This window comes from Bulleidia sp. HCP3S3_C9 (assembly GCF_052064035.1).
In the GTDB taxonomy this organism is placed as follows: Bacteria; Bacillota_I; Bacilli_A; order Erysipelotrichales; family Erysipelotrichaceae; genus Bulleidia.
The window spans coordinates 1-17,767 of record NZ_JBQHWJ010000051.1 but is presented as its reverse complement, the minus strand read 5'-3'; the positions used below and the strand labels follow the sequence as shown (position 1 = coordinate 17,767).

Annotated in this window: 14 protein-coding genes, 1 riboswitch and 1 other annotated feature; all 14 genes read right to left on the bottom strand. The window is 37.1% G+C overall.

Annotation, left to right across the window (positions count from 1 at the left end):
- Positions 1 to 153 precede the first annotated feature (153 nt).
- A complete protein-coding gene (locus ACTND6_RS08725) occupies positions 154 to 762 on the bottom strand; it encodes a hypothetical protein (RefSeq protein ID WP_441023680.1) in 609 nt (202 codons plus the stop codon).
- Positions 755 to 1,372 carry a hypothetical protein gene (locus ACTND6_RS08720; RefSeq protein ID WP_441023679.1) on the bottom strand — a complete coding sequence of 206 codons (618 nt, stop codon included), beginning with the start codon at positions 1,370 to 1,372 and terminating at the stop codon, positions 755 to 757. The genes ACTND6_RS08725 and ACTND6_RS08720 overlap by 8 nt, the downstream gene beginning before the upstream one ends.
- Positions 1,373 to 1,381: 9 nt before the next feature.
- On the bottom strand, positions 1,382 to 2,302 hold the full coding sequence (locus ACTND6_RS08715) for a 1-phosphofructokinase family hexose kinase (protein WP_441023678.1): 921 nt from the start codon (positions 2,300 to 2,302) through the stop codon (positions 1,382 to 1,384).
- 2 nt (positions 2,303 to 2,304) lie between these two features.
- Positions 2,305 to 3,528 carry a peptidase T gene (gene pepT, locus ACTND6_RS08710; protein ID WP_178176705.1) on the bottom strand — a complete coding sequence of 408 codons (1,224 nt, stop codon included), beginning with the start codon at positions 3,526 to 3,528 and terminating at the stop codon, positions 2,305 to 2,307.
- Positions 3,525 to 4,088, bottom strand: coding sequence for a DUF1349 domain-containing protein (locus ACTND6_RS08705; RefSeq protein WP_178176704.1), 564 nt, complete (start codon positions 4,086 to 4,088; stop codon positions 3,525 to 3,527). Before ACTND6_RS08705 ends, pepT begins: the two co-directional genes overlap by 4 nt.
- Before the next feature lie 47 nt (positions 4,089 to 4,135).
- On the bottom strand, positions 4,136 to 5,611 hold the full coding sequence (locus tag ACTND6_RS08700; RefSeq protein WP_441023677.1) for a monomeric [FeFe] hydrogenase: 1,476 nt from the start codon (positions 5,609 to 5,611) through the stop codon (positions 4,136 to 4,138).
- A 17-nt stretch (positions 5,612 to 5,628) separates the two neighbouring features.
- A complete protein-coding gene (locus ACTND6_RS08695) occupies positions 5,629 to 6,198 on the bottom strand; it encodes a DJ-1 family glyoxalase III (protein WP_441023676.1) in 570 nt (189 codons plus the stop codon).
- A gap of 76 nt (positions 6,199 to 6,274) precedes the next feature.
- Positions 6,275 to 8,116 carry a translational GTPase TypA gene (typA, locus tag ACTND6_RS08690; protein ID WP_178176701.1) on the bottom strand — a complete coding sequence of 614 codons (1,842 nt, stop codon included), beginning with the start codon at positions 8,114 to 8,116 and terminating at the stop codon, positions 6,275 to 6,277.
- A 115-nt stretch (positions 8,117 to 8,231) separates the two neighbouring features.
- A complete protein-coding gene (gene brnQ, locus ACTND6_RS08685) occupies positions 8,232 to 9,560 on the bottom strand; it encodes a branched-chain amino acid transport system II carrier protein (RefSeq protein WP_441023674.1) in 1,329 nt (442 codons plus the stop codon).
- Between the two features lie 41 nt (positions 9,561 to 9,601).
- Positions 9,602 to 9,840 (bottom strand) — a binding site (T-box leader).
- 112 nt (positions 9,841 to 9,952) lie between these two features.
- Entirely contained in the window at positions 9,953 to 11,116 is a 1,164-nt protein-coding gene (gene cytX, locus ACTND6_RS08680) for a putative hydroxymethylpyrimidine transporter CytX (RefSeq protein WP_441023673.1), read from the bottom strand.
- Positions 11,113 to 11,922 (bottom strand): bifunctional hydroxymethylpyrimidine kinase/phosphomethylpyrimidine kinase, encoded by an 810-nt coding sequence (gene thiD / locus ACTND6_RS08675; RefSeq protein ID WP_441023672.1) that lies wholly within the window; start codon positions 11,920 to 11,922, stop codon positions 11,113 to 11,115. The genes cytX and thiD overlap by 4 nt, the downstream gene beginning before the upstream one ends.
- 116 nt (positions 11,923 to 12,038) lie before the next feature.
- Positions 12,039 to 12,138: riboswitch (TPP riboswitch) on the bottom strand.
- 38 nt (positions 12,139 to 12,176) lie between these two features.
- Positions 12,177 to 13,388, bottom strand: a complete 1,212-nt coding sequence (locus ACTND6_RS08670) for an erythromycin esterase family protein (protein ID WP_441023671.1) — start codon at positions 13,386 to 13,388, stop codon at positions 12,177 to 12,179.
- 6 nt (positions 13,389 to 13,394) lie between these two features.
- Entirely contained in the window at positions 13,395 to 13,754 is a 360-nt protein-coding gene (locus ACTND6_RS08665) for a helix-turn-helix domain-containing protein (protein ID WP_178176696.1), read from the bottom strand.
- Between the two features lie 498 nt (positions 13,755 to 14,252).
- Positions 14,253 to 17,459, bottom strand: coding sequence for a response regulator (locus ACTND6_RS08660; RefSeq protein WP_441023670.1), 3,207 nt, complete (start codon positions 17,457 to 17,459; stop codon positions 14,253 to 14,255).
- Positions 17,460 to 17,767 lie beyond the last annotated feature (308 nt).

Sequence of the window (17,767 nt, the reverse complement as noted above, 5' to 3'; positions counted from 1 at the left end):
CACCATATGTACTTCTCGTCGCTCAAGTTGTTTGAGGTGTTGAAATTCTTTCAATTCCTCATGTTATTTGAAAATCAATTTCTTGACACCTCATCCAATTTTGGAGCGCCTTTCTTTGTCCATGCCGAATTTGTATCTTTACTTCAGTTTTTGCTATTTTCCGTATACTTTTTGAAAGATTTCTGCGTACTTTTTATATAATTCATTTTTTTCCGCATCACTCATCTGATTTTTTTCGTTAATGTCGTAACTGTCAGGTAATCCCGATTTGTAATTAACAAGCTCTCCGTTTTTTACGCCAATCACATTCGGCACAAAAAATGTTAATTCTCCATTTTCATCTTCTCGATAGCTATCAGAGATATACCCTTTCATTTCTTCGAACAGTTTGTCTGATTCATTATCATTTTTTCCAACATCTTTTGCTGCATCTACATAGTAAACAAGAATGTTTGCTTTTTTAGCAACTTCATTCAGTACAGGAACTGCTCTTTCACACCAAGGGCAGCCTACATGTCCAAAATATATAATCCCACTCCATTGGTTTCTAAAAAACTTACACGCATCTTTAAAACTGATCTCAATAAATGCAGGATCATCATCTTCTAAAAATTCATATTCTTTTATATCAGAGTCATGAATTTCACTCACTTTAATGGATTCATCTTTAAAAAGGCCGTTGTTATCTTTCTCTGATACATTTGAAGTACATCCACATAAAAGAAATACACATATGAAAACGATTAATATTTTTCTATTCATCAGCAACTTTCAAAATAATATCTGTATAAATGTCCTGCAATTCTTTTTTCTGTTTGTCATTCATTTGAGAAGTTTCATCTTTGATTTCAAAACTGTCAACCAAAGCAGTATGACTGCCAACGACTTTTCCATCCTTAATACCTACAACCATAGGCACATACATTTCTTTTTCTCCAGTTTCTTCATCTGTTTTCAGAATGTCCCCAAAATCATTTGTTAGTGTTATATAGTCATCGTGATCCGGAGATATAGATGCATCTACATAGTAGATAGGAACGCCATACTTTAAAGCAACCTGATTCAATTCAGGAAGTGCTCTTTCACACCAAGGACAGCCAACATATCCATAATACACAATTCCTGTACCCTTTTCAGAGAACAAACGAATTGTCTCTTTTAAAGATGTTTCCTTAAAATCACCTATTTCACTTCCAACCCATTTATATCCTTCTAAATTTGTTTTTACTGAAACAAGCTCGACATTACTTGTAATCGTCAGTTTTTCATCTTTCTGCGTAACAGAAGTAGAAGATGTTTTACTACTGGAAGCTGGTGTAGAACAGCCGACTAACATTCCCACTGCTAACAAACTAATTAAAATTTTCTTCATTAATTTTCCTCAATCAATCTTCTGTACAACTGTATTCTGATAGATTGCATCAATTTTTTCGCGCGTTGCCAATCCTTTAGAGTATGCAGTTGCACTTGAACAGGATGCCCCAAACTTTAATGAATCATAAGAATCTTTTGTTCTCAAATAATTCATCAAGAATCCCGCAATCATAGAATCCCCAGTACCAACCGTATTTACAACAGAATCCTGATCCAGGAATTCACATGTAAATGTACCATGATCATTCACAAGAATTGCTAGTGTATCTGTTAATACAATGACATGTTTTGCACCTAGTGCATACAGCTTTTTTGCCCCATCAATTGCCTGTTGGTCATTTTCAATTTTAATATTCAGAATTTCTTCTAATTCTTTACTCGTTGTTTTACATAAAAATGGCTTATACTGCAGCATATCCTGCATGATCTTGACATTTGTATCCAATGAAACCTTTACACCCTCACTGATTAATTTTTTCAGCATTTCTTCTGTTTCATCAATTAACCATTCCTGTGTATTACCTGCTAAAACAAAATAATCCTGTTCATACATACTTTCCGTCTTTTTCACAAGTTTCTGCATATCTTCATGTGTAATATACGGACCCATTGCGTGAATATCTGTCACTTCATCTTTTCCACGAAGCTTCACATTCACTCTTGTATGACCATCAGTATACGTAAAGTTTGGATGAATATTCTCATACTTTGCAAGCAAAGAAATATAAAAGTCTTTCGTAAAACCACCAATAAAGCCAAAAGCTTTTGTTGGAATACCAAGGTTATTTAAAACAATAGAAACATTAATCCCTTTTCCACCTGCTTCATAGTATTCAAGATTAGAACGATTTAATTTCCCATTTTTGATATTTTCATCAAATTCAAGGTAATAGTCTAAAGATGGATTCATTGTACAAGTACAGATCATAATTATTCTCCCTTTGCTACGTCTTGAACAATCGTTAAAATAACAGTTACAGCCTGCTGTAATTCTTCAATACAGCAATATTCATACGGACCGTGGAAATTGCCTCCACCGACACCAAGATTTGGACATGGAAGTCCACGTAAAGATAATTCCGCACCATCTGTACCGCCTCGAACAGGTTCATGTAATGGTGTAATGCTTAATTCATCATATGCCTGGAAAGCATATTTTACTGCATCTGGATGTTCATCCAGTACTTCCTTCATATTGTGATATGCATCTTTGATTTCAATAGAACATGTACCTTCACCATGCATCGCATTAACGAAATCAACAGCCTTTAGCATCCAGCCTTTCATTTCTTCCAGTTTATTACGATCATGATCACGGATAATATAGTTCAATTCAGCATGTGTTGTGCTGCCTTGCATACCACATAAATGAATAAATCCATCTCTACCTTCTGTATGTTCTGGACGTGCATATTCTGGCAATAACTGTTGATAGCTGCAAGCAATAGAACCAGCATTGACCATCTTATTTTTAGCTGAACCTGGATGAATTGAAAAACCATTGAATGTTACCGTTGCACTTGCAGCATTAAATGTTTCATCACTGATTTCTCTAACTGTTCCACCATCCATTGTGTATGCAAAATCTGCGCCAAACTTTTCAATATCAAAATATTTTGCACCATTGCCAATTTCTTCATCTGGTGTAAAACCAATCGCAATACGACCATGTTTGATTTCAGGATGATTTTTCAGATATACAAGTGCTTCCATAATGCTGACAATACCAGCTTTATCATCTGCACCTAAAAGTGTTGTACCATCGCTGACAAGCAGTGTTTTTCCCTTCAATGCTTTTAATTCAGGGAAATCTTCTACTTTTGTAACCATTGCTTCATTCAACACAATGTCATTGCCATCATAGTTTTCAATGATTCTTGGATTCACATTTGTTCCAGAAAAATCAGGTGCTGTATCCATATGTGCAATGAAACCAACAGTCTTTGCTGCACCTTCTACATTAGAAGGAAGCCATGCATAAACATAGCAATGTTCATCTAAAGTTACATCTTCTAACCCCAGCTCTTCTAATTCCTGCTTTAACATCTTAGCAAGATTGAACTGTTTTTCACTGCTTGGTGTTACATTTTCATTGTCTGGATCACTCTGTGTATCCACTTTACAATAACGAATCAATCTTTCTACTTCACTCATACTTTCACTTCCTCATCTAATATTGCTTCAGAAAATATACAATCAAATGATGAATTTCTTGGGCTGCATGCATAAATACCAAGTTTCACTTCATCATTTCCTATGACAAACTCTCTCAAGTCTGAATATCGTTTTCCATTGAAGCTGTACTGCACTCTAACAATACCACCTCTCAGCCAAATACGATAATACAACCATTGTATTCCAGATCCAATTTCTCTTTCCGAACGATCTGTTCCATCCATATGATTCACACGAACAACGATTTTAGATACTTCACCATCCATCATCTCACAACCAACAATCAATTTTCTACCATGCTGATCGTATAAAACAATTCCACATTGATCTAACGTATTTTTATACTGGAAATCACATCGGATTGAAAAATGAAAGTTTCCCGTTGGAACGAGTTCCATTTCTACTCCTTCTGCACTTCCTCCAAGTAAATTCAAAGAAGTATGTGGCTCTGTTTCAATAATGATCTTATCTTCTCTTACAACAAATCGATCTGGCTGATGAACCCATTTCAGCTCTTTTAAGTTTAATTTCTTTTCCATAAACTTCACTTAAACAATAACCGTGAACAGTGTCCACGGTTATCAGTTTATTCTGCATTCTTTTTGATTTCAATATCAAAATCTTTCATATCAAACAATTCAACTGACTGTTCAATTGTTTTCTTGTCTGTCTGAAGGTTTTCCTTAGTCATTCTACCTCTAACAGTAGCTGCATCTGTCATACAGGCAGGCCCAGCAATACATCCGCCTTCACAGTTCATTCCTTCTAAGATGTCACCATTGAACTTGCCGACTTTCATTAAGAGTAACTGCTTCTTGCATTCAAATCCACCATTTGCAATAACTGCATTATAAGCAACTGGATCACCAGCTTCCTTTGCAGCCTGAACAACTGCAGCAGCAACACCGCCAGAATGTGCAAAGTTTCTGCCATAGTTAGAAGCATACTTTTCAAGTGGACTAACTTCAACATCTGCAGGGTTGATTCCTTTAGCAATAAACATTGCAGCTAATTCTTCATATGTAATTGCATAATCACAAAGATCAGAACTTAATACTTCGCTCTTCTTAGCAATACATGGTCCAATAAATGCTACGACGCAATCTGGATCATCTGCCTTGATTTTCTTCGCACAAGCCTGCATTGGTGATAATGTTGAACTCTTGTTATTTTCATATACCTGTGGGAAATGAATTCTTAGCATATTTACAAATGCAGGACAGCAGGAAGTTGTCAATGGAACACCAGCTTCCTTGTGTTCTTTCAATTCTTTGTATTCTGTCACTGCAACTGCATCAGCAGCACCAGCCACTTCAACACATTCCTTGAAGCCAATCATTTCAACTGACTTCATAACCTGTGCCAAGCTTGTATTTTCAAACTGTCCCTGAATACTTGGTGCAACAATTGCATATACACGCTTGCCTTCACGAATATGATTCATTACAGGAAGCACCATGCTCTTATCTTCAATTGCACCAAATGGGCAGGCATTTTCACATGCACCACAGTTAATACACTTCTTTTCATCAATCTTACAAAGATTATTTTCATCCCAGCCAATTGCCTGTACTGGGCAATGTGCATAGCATGGTCTTTCAGTAATTACGATGGCATTGTAAGGACAAGCTCTTGCACATGCTCCGCATTCTTTACATAACTTATAGTCAATTTCAGAATGATATACACCCATATGCATTGCACCAAAACGGCACGCTGCCATACAGCTCTTTGCCATACATTTACGACAGTTATCTGTTACACGAACTTTCTTGATCGTACATCCATCACATGCAGCATCAATCACCTGAACGATCTGTTCCTTAGCGTGTTCACCTTCTTCAGAAGCATTCTTGCCCATTGCAAGTCTAACTCTCTGTCTTAATACTTCTCTTTCTTTATATACGCAGCATCTAACTCTAGGAGATGACAATGAAACCAGGTTGTGGGCATATGCCTGAATTTCATCTTCATCAACTTCCCCTTTGCTTGCTGAACGACATAATGCTACAAGCACATCAAACTTAAACTGTCTTGAATCATTTGAAAACATGTTTTCCATAGTGTATCCTCCTCAATTTATTCATTACGGAATGAATGTTCATATTGAATGCCATGTTGTACTTTTTTCATTGCTTCTTCATCAATCAACTGCTTTAAGATTTCTCTAGCAAATTCTAAAGTAGCACCCATACCCCTGGCAGTAATCAGATTTCCATCCGTAACCGCCAATTCCTGCATATATGTTCCACCATACGCACCATCGAAGTCTGGAAAACATGTATAACGTTTCCCTTTCAGCATACCTAAATGGCCAAAAATAGATGGCGCAGCACAGATTGCACATGTCAGCTTTCCTTCTGAATAGTGCATTTTTATGGCCTCTTTTAAAGAATCAACAGATTCTAGATTCTTTGTGCCGACTTTACCACCCGGTAAAATCAAAACATCATAGTCTTCAGGATCAATATCTGTATATCGTTTTTCCGCCTGTAAGACTACATTCTGCGATGTTGTAACAGTGAGCGTTTCATTCATTGAAATCATATCAATGTGAATACCAGCTCTTCTTAATAGATCAATTACGATCAATCCCTCACATGTTTCAAAGCCATCTGCAAGGAAAATGGCACACTTATTTTCTTCCATATGTGATTATTTTAACATAACAGCACATTGTTTACTTAAAGAATTAATAAAAAAAGACGATATTTCTACCGTCTTCTTATTCATCAGATTCGTTTTCAATCTTTCCAAGCTCTCTAGCGTGTCTTCTACGATCAATTGCTGTGAGATACTTCTTTCTAACACGAATATCTGTTGGTGTAATTTCAACCAATTCATCATCATTGATAAATTCAATTGCTTGTTCCAATGTTAATACCTTTGGTGGAACAAGTTTCATTGCCTCATCGTTACCTGTAGAACGAACAGCTGTCATCTTCTTGTTCTTGATTGGGTTAACAGTCATATCCATGTTCTTTGCAGATACACCAATAATCATACCTTCATATACTGGAGTCTGTGCGCCAATAAACAACTGACCTCTATTCTGAATATTCCAAAGAGCATATGTCATAGCACCACCTGTTTCTGTAGAAATCAAAGCACCATTTTCTCTTTGTGGAATTTCACCCTTCCAAGGTTCATAGTCAGCAAGACGCTGTACCATTGTACCTTCACCATGTGTCATGTTAATGAAGTCACTTCTAAAACCAATCAGACCTCTAGTTGGAACCATATATGTAATTCTTGTATATGTACCAACATCTTCCATGTTGTTTAAAAGGCCCTTACGAACATTCAATGCAGAAATAACAGCCCCGCTATATTCATTAGGTGCATCAATCACAACTTCTTCAACTGGTTCACACGTAACACCATCAATCTTCTTCAAAATAACTTCTGGTCTAGATACTGCAATTTCATATCCTTCACGTCTCATCTGTTCAAGAAGAACTGTTAAATGCAATTCACCTCTACCAGACACTTTAAATGTATCTGTAGAATCCGTATCTTCAACCTTCAAACCAACGTTAACCTGTAATTCACGGTCAAGTCTTTCTCTAATATTACGAGAAGTAACAAACTTACCAACCTGTCCTGCAAATGGAGAGTCGTTTACCATGAAGTTCATGGAAAGTGTTGGCTCTTCAATCTTGATTGCTGGAAGTGGATCTGCTTCTCCAACTGGGCATAAAGTATCACCAATATTGATATCGGAAATACCAGAAATCATGCAGATTTCACCAGACTGGATTTCATCTACACTGACTCTAGACAATCCTTTATATACGAAAATCTGGTTTGTTCTTCCCTGATGTGGTGCATCACCATTTGCATTACATACAGTGTATGTTGTTGCAGCTTTTAATGTACCTTTATAAATTCTACCAATACCTAATCTGCCGATATAGTCATCATATGCCAATGCTGTAATCTGCATCTGCAATGATTCGCTCGTTAAGTCTGGATATGCCTGTGCATGGTGTGTAATTGTTTCGAATAATGGAACGATATCTGTGTTTGTATCTTCCCAGTCATAACGAACAATACCTTCTCTTGCACAACCATAAAGAATTGGGAAATCTAACTGATCATCTGTAGCATCAAGTTCAAGCATTAAGTCATAGCATTCATCAATAACTTCTGTAGCTCTAGCATCCTGCTTATCCATCTTATTGATCAATAAGATTGGTCTTAGACCATTTTCCAATGATTTCTGTAATACGAAACGTGTTTGTGGCATTGGACCTTCTGCAGAGTCAACAAGAAGAATAACTGTATCTACTGTCTTAATGATACGTTCAACTTCACTTGAGAAATCTGCGTGGCCTGGTGTATCCACAATGTTGATCTTGTAATCTTTATACTGTACGGAGCAGTTCTTAGAATAAATTGTAATGCCTCTTTCACGTTCAAGGTCATTTGAATCCATGATACAGTCAACTACTTTTTCATTGTCCTTAAAGACATGAGACTGCTTAAGAAACGCATCAACTAAAGTTGATTTACCAGCATCTACGTGAGCAATCACCGCAATATTAATAACCTTCTGATAATCCATACGTGCACCTTCTTTCTTATCGCTTAAAACGTTACGATTATACGCTTGTTGATGCACAATTTCAATACAAAATCCAAGAATTCAATTCTCATTTTAAAAAGGATTTTTTTCGTATTTACGCATTCTGTGTTTCAGATGCATGAATATTCTTCATCTTATCAACAAGGATACTTACAAGCATCATACCACTTGCAACGATCACCCACCCAAATCCAGAACTATATAAAGGAATCATTTTCAACGCATCAGAAAATACTCCAAATGTAATTCCTAATGTATCCAATGTATGAAGCACACTGAATACTGCAGTACCTAAAACTGTAAATGGATATACATATGGATGATCCACCCACAGTGTATCTGTTAAACCTAATAAAATAAGAACAATTGAAACTGGATACACAATATTCAACACAGGTACAGAAATACTCAAAATCACATTCAATCCAAGGTTGCATACTAAAAATGAGAAGCAGACGATAGCAATGACCCATACTTTATAAGATATTTTCTTAAATAAGATAGAAAAGAATTGAGAAATGGAATTAATTAAACCAACACAGGTTGTTAAGCAAGCTAATGTAAAGATTGCTGCCAAAAGAACTGCACCTCCATCACCAAACACCTGCTGCACAATACACCTCAATGTCCATGCACCATTTTCCTGTACTGCATATACACCAGAAGAACACATTCCCATATATGAAAGCATGATATATACAATTGCTAAGATACTGCCTGCAAATATACCAGCATACACAGTATGTGTAATACGATCTTTCTTCTCATTTAATCCAAACGAAACAAGTGTTGTTGAAATCACTAGACCAAAGTTTAATGCTGCAATGGTATCCATTGTGTTATAGCCCTCTGTAAAACCTTTTAAAAATGCAGAAGATTGATAGCTATCTAAGGCAGGAGCAACATTGACATTTCCTTTTGTCACAAAACTGATAAACAAAAGAACAAGCAAAATCAATAAGCTAGGTGTTAATACCCTCCCAATACGCTGTACAAGTTTTCCAGGATTCAAACACAGCCATAACGCAACAAGAAAGAAAAGAGCAGAGTATAAAACCATCCACAGCGTACGATTTGCATCGTTTGGCAAATATGGTGAAACCGCCATTTCAAACGGAACAGAAGCTGCACGCGGAATACCTAGACCAGGTCCAATAGAAAGATAAATCAATACTGTAAATATGAATGCAAAACGTTTTCCAGCTTTTCCACTTAACTTATCTAATCCATCAAATCTAGCAACGGCAATGACTCCAAGCACTGGCAATACAACCGCCGTTAATAAAAAGCCAGCCATCGCAGTAAACGTATGTTCCCCTGCATTTTGTCCTAAGAATGGTGGAAAGATTAAATTTCCAGCTCCAAAGAACAGTGAGAACAACATAAAACTGATAACCACCATATTCTTTTTGTTTAATTTCATTTCTTTTTCCCTCCAGTACACAAAAAAAGATTCATCCCAAAACATGAGACGAATCTGATATCCGCGGTACCACTCAATTTGCATAGAAAACTATGCCACTCTACTAGACTCCAACAAGTCCGAAACCTGTAACGTGATTTATTACGTGTATACCTACTATATTTCAGCATACAAGCTCAGAAGTGATTTACTGATTTTGTTTCCACTATCCGCTTTCACCAAATGTCGGACTCTCTTATTAGCTTCTTAGCAAAACAGCGCTCTTCGTCATTGCCTTTGATACTTCAACTATACTGAAGCAAATATGTACCGTCAATATAAAAAGGATCGAAATAAAGTCCATTTTCAAGAATTCCATTCCATCCTTTTTCATTTTTTCATAAATCTATATTTTAATTGTTCTTTTTGATAATCTTGTGAATTACAACACTTAACAGAATTGTAATGATCATACATGGAATTGTATTTCCAACAGGTGTATCAATCTGCATAAAACAGCGATATACAACAAATCCGACAAGCCATAATACAAGATTCAGTACATCAAATTCTGCATTTCTTTTATCATTCTTTAGAATAAAGAAATCAGCAATCTGGATTGCAATCATAGGAGCAAATACAGAACCAATCAAATACAGGAAATCAGTAATGTTATCCATTGGATATACAATTGCCGCAATTGTACCAACAACAGTTACAACCATTGCTACGTGTTTTCCATTCCACTTTGACACGATAGATTCATTAGAAATACCTGCAGAATAAGCATCCAGGAATGTTGTTGTAACTGTAGAGAATACAATGATCAATAATCCAGCAATACCTAAACCTGCTTTCAACATGATCTGTGCAATATCATATTCTCCTGTAAATAATGCCGCACCTAAACCAATCAAATACATCCAGCAGCTAACGATTCCATACACAATACTACTAACTAAACTAGCCTTCACAGGATCTTTAGCTTCACGTGTATAGTCACTGATCAAAGGCAGCCAGCTCAAAGGCATCGCAATTGCAAGTTCAACACCTGCACCAAACGTCATTGCTTCTGTACATACAACTGCACTGTTTCCATCAAAGAAGATAAATTTGCTAAGCATTAAAGTCAAAACAAATAAAGCAACCATCGCAACTGTATTGATTTTTCCAAGGTTTGTAATACCAACACCAATCCACACAAGAATCAAGATACCAATAATCAAACACCAGATCCATGCACCTGTATGCATAATACCATCTGCCGCAAGTGCACCATCATAAATCATGATTGCTGTCCATCCAACCAGCTGTAATACATTTAGTGTTGCAAACAAAAGACAGCCTTTCTGTCCAAAGCTCATTTTTGTAGAATCCATCGCACTTAAGCGCATTTTTCCACCAATAACACCAGCCAGGAACAATAAGATACAGCCAATGACATGTCCAGCCACAATGGCTAAAATACCATTTTTCAATCCTAAAGGTGCAAGATATGTACCTGTCAGTATTTCTGCAATAGAAACACCTGCACCAAACCAGATCAATGCATTTTCAAACAAAGAAGTTTTCTTCATTGAACATTCTCCTTTGCATATTCATTATCAATCGCGAATGAATGATCCATTGGTCCAGATCCCTTGCCAAGATCAAGCATCGCATTTAATGCTCCAGAAATATAATCCTTTGCACGTTTTACGGATGTATCCAAATCATATCCCTTTGCAAGATTGGATGCGATAGCACTGGATAATGTACATCCTGTTCCATGTGTATTAGAGTTGTTAATACGTTTTCCATGAAACCATGTATATGCGTCATCCCTATACAACAGATCATTTGCATCATTGATTTGATGACCACCCTTTACCAGAGTTGCACATCCAAATTTCTTAGAAATTTTTTCAGCAGCGATAATCATCTCTTCTTCATTTGCAATCTTCATATCCGCTAAAACTTCTGCTTCAGGAATATTTGGTGTAATGACTGTTGCTAAAGGCAACAATTCTTTTTTCAATGTTTCAATTGCATCATCACTAATGAGTTTTGCACCGCTTGTTGCGACCATCACCGGATCCACAACAATATTAGCTGCCTTATATTCCTGTAGTTTTGAAGCAATCATACGAATCAGATCAGAACTAGAAACCATTCCAATCTTCACAGCATCTGGATAAATATCTGTAAAGACTGCATCCAGCTGCTTTCCAAGAAATTCTGGTGTTACTTCCATAATTCCTGTAACACCTAATGTATTCTGTGCCGTTAGTGCTGTAATTGCACTCGTCGCAAATACGTGATTTGCGCACATTGTTTTGATATCCGCCTGGATACCAGCGCCTCCACTGGAATCACTTCCAGCGATTGTTAATGCTGTTTTCATTTTCTATCTCCTTCCTGCATTACTTTTTTAATGCGACATAAGGTGGTGCCCCCAATTTGCCGCCATATTCTGATCAAAAAACAAAAAACTGCAGAAAAACCTAATCTGCAGCTAACATACAATAAAGATATCATCCCTACGTTGGCATTATCCAAATCAGGTTTCAGGGTCAAGGTCGAACCTACTCTCAGCCACTCAGCTCCCCATTTTTCAACATGTTTATTATAGTTCCTTTGTAACATGTAAATCAATAATCATTCAATAATCTTTGTTGGTGATGCATTTGAGACATAAATCATACTGTCATAAAGCGTTGTGGGTGGCTGAAACATGCGATAGCTAGGAGGAAGGAATCGATTCATGATAGAGTAGCTTTCTCCTAGTGTTCCCATATAGGTATATGCATCTGCATACCTTTTAATTTCTGTACCTTCTTCAAGAGAAGAAAAATCAATCCAGCACATTTTAAAGCCGGCTAATTTCGCTGTTTTAGCTAATGAATCATGTGAATAAAATGTCTGTATGGTACGTTTATGATTTCCTTCAGGTAAATTGCATCTTGTCTTATAGAAGTCTGTTCCAATCACATAATATCTATATTGATTTGATAACAGTTTCCCCATAGAGTCATAACTTCCCCATTTTGCAACATGTTCATTATGTCCACTGATGAAAATACAATCATTTCCTCTTTGCTGTTCCTTTTGCAAAATCCAAGAAACATTTTCAGCCATATACTGATCTCTTAATAAGCTTCCATCAGTATCTTTTCTATGTAAAACTTCAACATTCTGTAATAACACATCTACAAAATGAATCGAATCACCATTAAACTCTTTCAATTCTAATGTCTTTTTTAATTTCATCAGTAAATCTTTTTTCTCTTCATAACTATAATTTTGATTCCATTGACCATCTATGATGAAATAATCCAAAAATGATAAATCAATTCCTTCAGCAATACATTCTTTTTTCAACGTATCAAAAGAATATGTAATTCTCTGCATATCAAAACCATAAAAATTCAGCTGTTCATCTTCTTCAGCATCATCGTTATATTCCCGCATATATTCAATCAATTGCATCATTTCTTCTGTTTTGTAGATTTGAAAGCCAATCTTTTGAACAATTTCTTTCAGTGTTCCTTCTCCACCATGAATATATTGATTCACTTCTTCACACCCGCCAAAATCACCTTCTAAAGCAAAACTGTGAACACGATGCTCTTCTACAAGTTTTTTGAATACTTCTAACTTTAACTGTTGAAATTCTTTGTTTCCATGTGTTGCTTCACCTAAAGCAATAATGTTGTATTCTTGTGGAATAGAGATTTCATCAACACTTTTTGCATACGCCTTAAATTCATTTACATCTAATGATTTACCCGTAGTAAATCCACCAAAATAAGTAAACACATATATAGTCACGATCACAACAGCACTAATTAGCAAAACCTTCTTCTTCATTATTCGTTATAATACCTCTTTCAATAATTCTTCTGGTGTAATATGAAACAGCTTCGCTATCGCAATTAAATTAGATGTACTTGGATCTGAAGTTCCATTTTCCCACTTAGATACTGCCTGACGGCTGACACCGATTGCTTCCGCAACAAATTCCTGTGTCATTTTACATTCTTCTCGATGTTGCTTAATAACTTCCCCAAGACTCTTTTTAATTGTTGCTTTTTCTTCTCTGACTTCTTTTGTATTTAAGTATTTCTTTAATGCTTTGATGCCAAAAAACAATAAAGTAATAAAACCAGCAATCACAGCTAATCCAATCAGCAAAACAATTCCCCAAATAATAACCCCAACAAAACTATACTTCATATAAATACCTCTCTTTTCGCTGCTATTTTATAATCAAGCATACGATTGCTTCCAGCAACTATTACGATATTATCAGTTGCATTTAGAAAATACGCTCAAAACCACAGTTTTTTCACTTATTCTTTGAGCAAACAAAGTTCTATTTTTTTCATTACTCAAATATGTGCAAACAATATAATACAATTCTTTACTCATTTTCCTTGCTTATAACATTTTTTAATACTATTTTTTTAAGCAATGAGAGTACCCCCCCATTGCCACGTCAAAAAGCACAAAAAATCCGCCAGCTTTCTTCATGGATAAGAAAGTTAACGGATTATATTTTTAAACAGTGCGATAAACAGGAATTTAAAAGCCAAAGTTTTATAAGTGGTTATTAACCCTCACAGGGTTTCTGCCATGGACTGCGGTTGCTTCGGAAATAAATATTTAGTTTCCGTCATAACAAAATCCTCTCTATATTTCCTATCTGCTTTTCCCATGCATCCAGGAAGACAATTACAGCCAGTTTTCCAGAACATCATTCAACTTATTCATATCCAGCGGTTTCGCGATATGTCCATTCATGCCTGTATTTTTGGCCAGCTGTATATCTTCTGCAAAAGCATTGGCAGTCATGGCAACAATAGGCAGTTTCCCCTTTTCACCAGGAAGGCTCCTGATTGCTGCAGTTGCCTCATAACCATTCATGACAGGCATTTTGATATCCATAAAAATAAGATCATACGAACCTTTCGGAGAAGCTTCCACTTTTTCAACTGCGATTTTTCCATTTTCTGCTGTTTCCACTTCTGCCCCTGTCATCTTCAAAATTTCAACACCAATTTCTCTGTTCAACTCATTATCCTCAACCAGCAGAATCCTTTTTCCTGTATAATCTGCTTCTGACAGTTTCTCCAGATAATTTCTCGCTGTATTTTCTTTTCTGCCTGAAGTAAACTGCCGCAGTGTAGCCGTCAGTCGGGAACGGAACAGCGGTTTTGCAATAAAAGCATCTACACCTGCCGTCTTTGCCTCTTCTTCAATTTCACTGAATTCATAGGATGTCAGTACAATAATGGTAATCTCTTTCCCAATCCGTTTCCGGATCTGTCTTGCAGTTTCTATACCATCCATCTCCGGCATCTTCCAATCCAAGATAACAGCAAAATAATCGTTTTTTAGCTCATGACGTGCATAACAACGTTCAACAGCTTCCTTGCCAGAAAGAACCCATTCACCTGTAATACCGATTTCTTTCAGTGTGGCAATTGTACTTTCACAGCACGTCTTATCATCATCCACAACCAGAACCGGCAGATTCATCAGATCTCTGTCCTGTTCTTTTTCTTTTTCCTGAAGCTCCAGATAAATTGTTACTGTGATTTTAGTTCCCTTGTGCAAGGTACTGTCCACTTTAATAGTGCCATTCATCAGGTTCACAATATTTCTGCTGATTGCCATTCCAAGACCGGTTCCCTGAACTCTGGTTGTCCGATGGTCATCTGCACGGCTGAAAGGATCAAACATGATTTCCTGGAACTCCGGTGACATACCGATTCCATTATCCTCAATCGTAAATTCATAGCATCCAAGTTCTGAAAATCCATTGGGTTTTTCCTCTATCGAAAAAGTAATATTTCCACCATCCGGTGTATACTTGATCGCATTACTCATCAGATTCACAAATACCTGCTGAATCCTCAAGCTGTCACCACAGACAGCCTCATGTTCAATATGATTGATGTGTATATCAAAATTATGTTTATGTTCATCAAGCACCGGTTTCGTAAGTGTAATAAGATTATCTACCAGCTCTGACAGATTGAAATCTTCCTGTGCCAGTGTCATTTTTCCACTTTCAATACGTGCCATATCCAATACTTCATTGATCAGCCCAAGCAGATGGTGGCTTGATTCTGTGATCTTGCCGAGGCATTCAATGACTCTATCCTTGCTCTCAACATTTGCTCCTGCGATTGCCGTCAGACCCACAATCGCATTCATTGGTGTCCGGATATCATGGGACATATTGGAAAGGAATTCTGTTTTCGCACGATTTGCATTTTCTGCGGACCGGTAAGCCTCTTTCAGTGCCTGACGGGATTCAATCTCTGCTTTCTTCTCCTGTGTCACATCCATGGATGCCAGCAATACCTTTTCCAGCTTTCCATTCTTCCATTCCAAGGGAATATAAGAAGCGATTTTATAAGTCTTTTCATCCAGACTGCAATACTCAAACTTATAAATGTCATTTTCACTTTTCAGTTTCTTCCGAATATTATCCGGGGCAATCAGGATATCTATAGCTTCCAATGGTTCCAGTGTCTTATATTTTTCAAGAACCTGCATCTGAAAATCATGATAAAATCCCAGAGGTTTATATATCATCTGTCCATTCAGATTGTAGAATTCATATCTGTCATTTTCCAGATCACAGACAACAAAGCGGTCAACTAGACGCACAATACTCTGAATCAGCTGCTCCATGGAAGCTTTATCCGCTGCCATCTGCAGATGCCGTGCGCTCTCTACCTTTGCCTCTGTGATATCACGCAGAAAGATCATGGCATATTCTGAATCCTCTATTTCGCCACGTATGACCACATTGCGGACCCATCGTTCTTCTCCATTCAGAGTGATGCGGCACTCTAAAGACAATTCGGTTTCCAGACCCTTCAGCCTTTCTGCAATATAACCACGGTCGTAAAAAGAGGATACCGCCTTCTTATCTGTCTCCACAACATAGGAATCCACAAAATGCCAAATCAATTCATCCCAAGTATGACTCTGTTCAAAGATGGTCATCAGGGACGGTTCAACCTTAAAGGTATCAAAAGTATTCGCTTCCAGATTCACATAATACTCGCACAGATCTGCTTTCGTAAAAGCCCGGTGGAAAGCAGCAGATTTCTGTGCCTGCATAATTTCTTTTTTCTCCGCATCAATGTTAATAAAAATCCCGGCAATCCTGCTGGCAGAACCATCCAGACGGCGTATTACTTCCGCCGATGCCCGAAACCACCGGTATTGATTATCCTTCATTCTCATACGATACTCTACCCGGTATTTTATCTGGTTCGTCTTATCCTTAATTGCCGCCTGAAGCTGCACCATTACTCTTTCTTTATCCTGTGGATGCAGAAGATCTGACCAGGATTCCAGTTTATTCGGAAAGTCAAGAGTGTCATGGTAGCCGAGCATTTTTCGGAATTCATGACTCCAGTTTACATTCACAATCTCACTGTTTTCGTCACAGTCAAAATACCAGAAGCTGGAATAGATAGCCTCATTAAGCAGTGCCAAATTTACATGATCCCAGTTGACCTGTACGGACATAACCCAGATCTGTCTGCCCGCCTCATCTGTCGCATCCTCTTTACAAAGCCGTACATTATTCACTGTACCGTCTGCTGCAAGGATCTGTGCTTCCCCTGTTCCGTGAAGATGCAAAAAACGGTCTCGCTCCAGTATATCTTCCTCGTCATAAAAGAAGTTTCTCAATGAGCCTTTTGTGTGTTCCACGAAAGTATCGAATGTATATCCTGTACTATGCAACAGCAGATTATCCACAGACAAAATAGACAGGTTTTGGTCATAAGATCCTGTCATTATACCTACCCCGCCATTATTTTCCAGTGTTTTTTGTACGGCCTGTGACATAGCCTGTGTCTGTCCTGTTACAGTCTCACCTAAAGAATATATGTTTTCTTCATAATTTTTCATTTTCATTTTATAAAAAGCCTCTCTTCGTCTTATGCCTTCTTCATCTTGCTCTTATCTGTATACAGAGAACCCGTCCCTGCCAATTTTCGTGCGCATTTTAGCATATACCAGGCTGCGTATATTGTGAATGACTTGTTTTATGAGTCTTCAGCAATATACAAGGATACTTGCCCAATATGGAACATTTTCAGCACAAGAAAATTTGATAACTTAAGTCAAGAGAAAATTTAATAAATTTACATCTACGATAAAGAATGGATTTCAAATACGACAAAAAGAGCAGATTTCTCTGCAATTTGTCTATTCTT

Bases quoted from the DNA above. Each gene is read 5' to 3' on its own strand.
- ACTND6_RS08725 (WP_441023680.1), bottom strand. From the start codon at position 762: ATGAATAGAAAAATATTAATCGTTTTCATATGTGTATTTCTTTTATGT.
- ACTND6_RS08720 (WP_441023679.1), bottom strand. From the start codon at position 1,372: ATGAAGAAAATTTTAATTAGTTTGTTAGCAGTGGGAATGTTAGTCGGC.
- ACTND6_RS08715 (WP_441023678.1), bottom strand. From the start codon at position 2,302: ATGATCTGTACTTGTACAATGAATCCATCTTTAGACTATTACCTTGAA.
- pepT (WP_178176705.1), bottom strand. From the start codon at position 3,528: ATGAGTGAAGTAGAAAGATTGATTCGTTATTGTAAAGTGGATACACAG.
- ACTND6_RS08705 (WP_178176704.1), bottom strand. From the start codon at position 4,088: ATGGAAAAGAAATTAAACTTAAAAGAGCTGAAATGGGTTCATCAGCCA.
- ACTND6_RS08700 (WP_441023677.1), bottom strand. From the start codon at position 5,611: ATGGAAAACATGTTTTCAAATGATTCAAGACAGTTTAAGTTTGATGTG.
- ACTND6_RS08695 (WP_441023676.1), bottom strand. From the start codon at position 6,198: ATGGAAGAAAATAAGTGTGCCATTTTCCTTGCAGATGGCTTTGAAACA.
- typA (WP_178176701.1), bottom strand. From the start codon at position 8,116: ATGGATTATCAGAAGGTTATTAATATTGCGGTGATTGCTCACGTAGAT.
- brnQ (WP_441023674.1), bottom strand. From the start codon at position 9,560: ATGAAATTAAACAAAAAGAATATGGTGGTTATCAGTTTTATGTTGTTC.
- cytX (WP_441023673.1), bottom strand. From the start codon at position 11,116: ATGAAGAAAACTTCTTTGTTTGAAAATGCATTGATCTGGTTTGGTGCA.
- thiD (WP_441023672.1), bottom strand. From the start codon at position 11,922: ATGAAAACAGCATTAACAATCGCTGGAAGTGATTCCAGTGGAGGCGCT.
- ACTND6_RS08670 (WP_441023671.1), bottom strand. From the start codon at position 13,388: ATGAAGAAGAAGGTTTTGCTAATTAGTGCTGTTGTGATCGTGACTATA.
- ACTND6_RS08665 (WP_178176696.1), bottom strand. From the start codon at position 13,754: ATGAAGTATAGTTTTGTTGGGGTTATTATTTGGGGAATTGTTTTGCTG.
- ACTND6_RS08660 (WP_441023670.1), bottom strand. From the start codon at position 17,459: ATGAAAAATTATGAAGAAAACATATATTCTTTAGGTGAGACTGTAACA.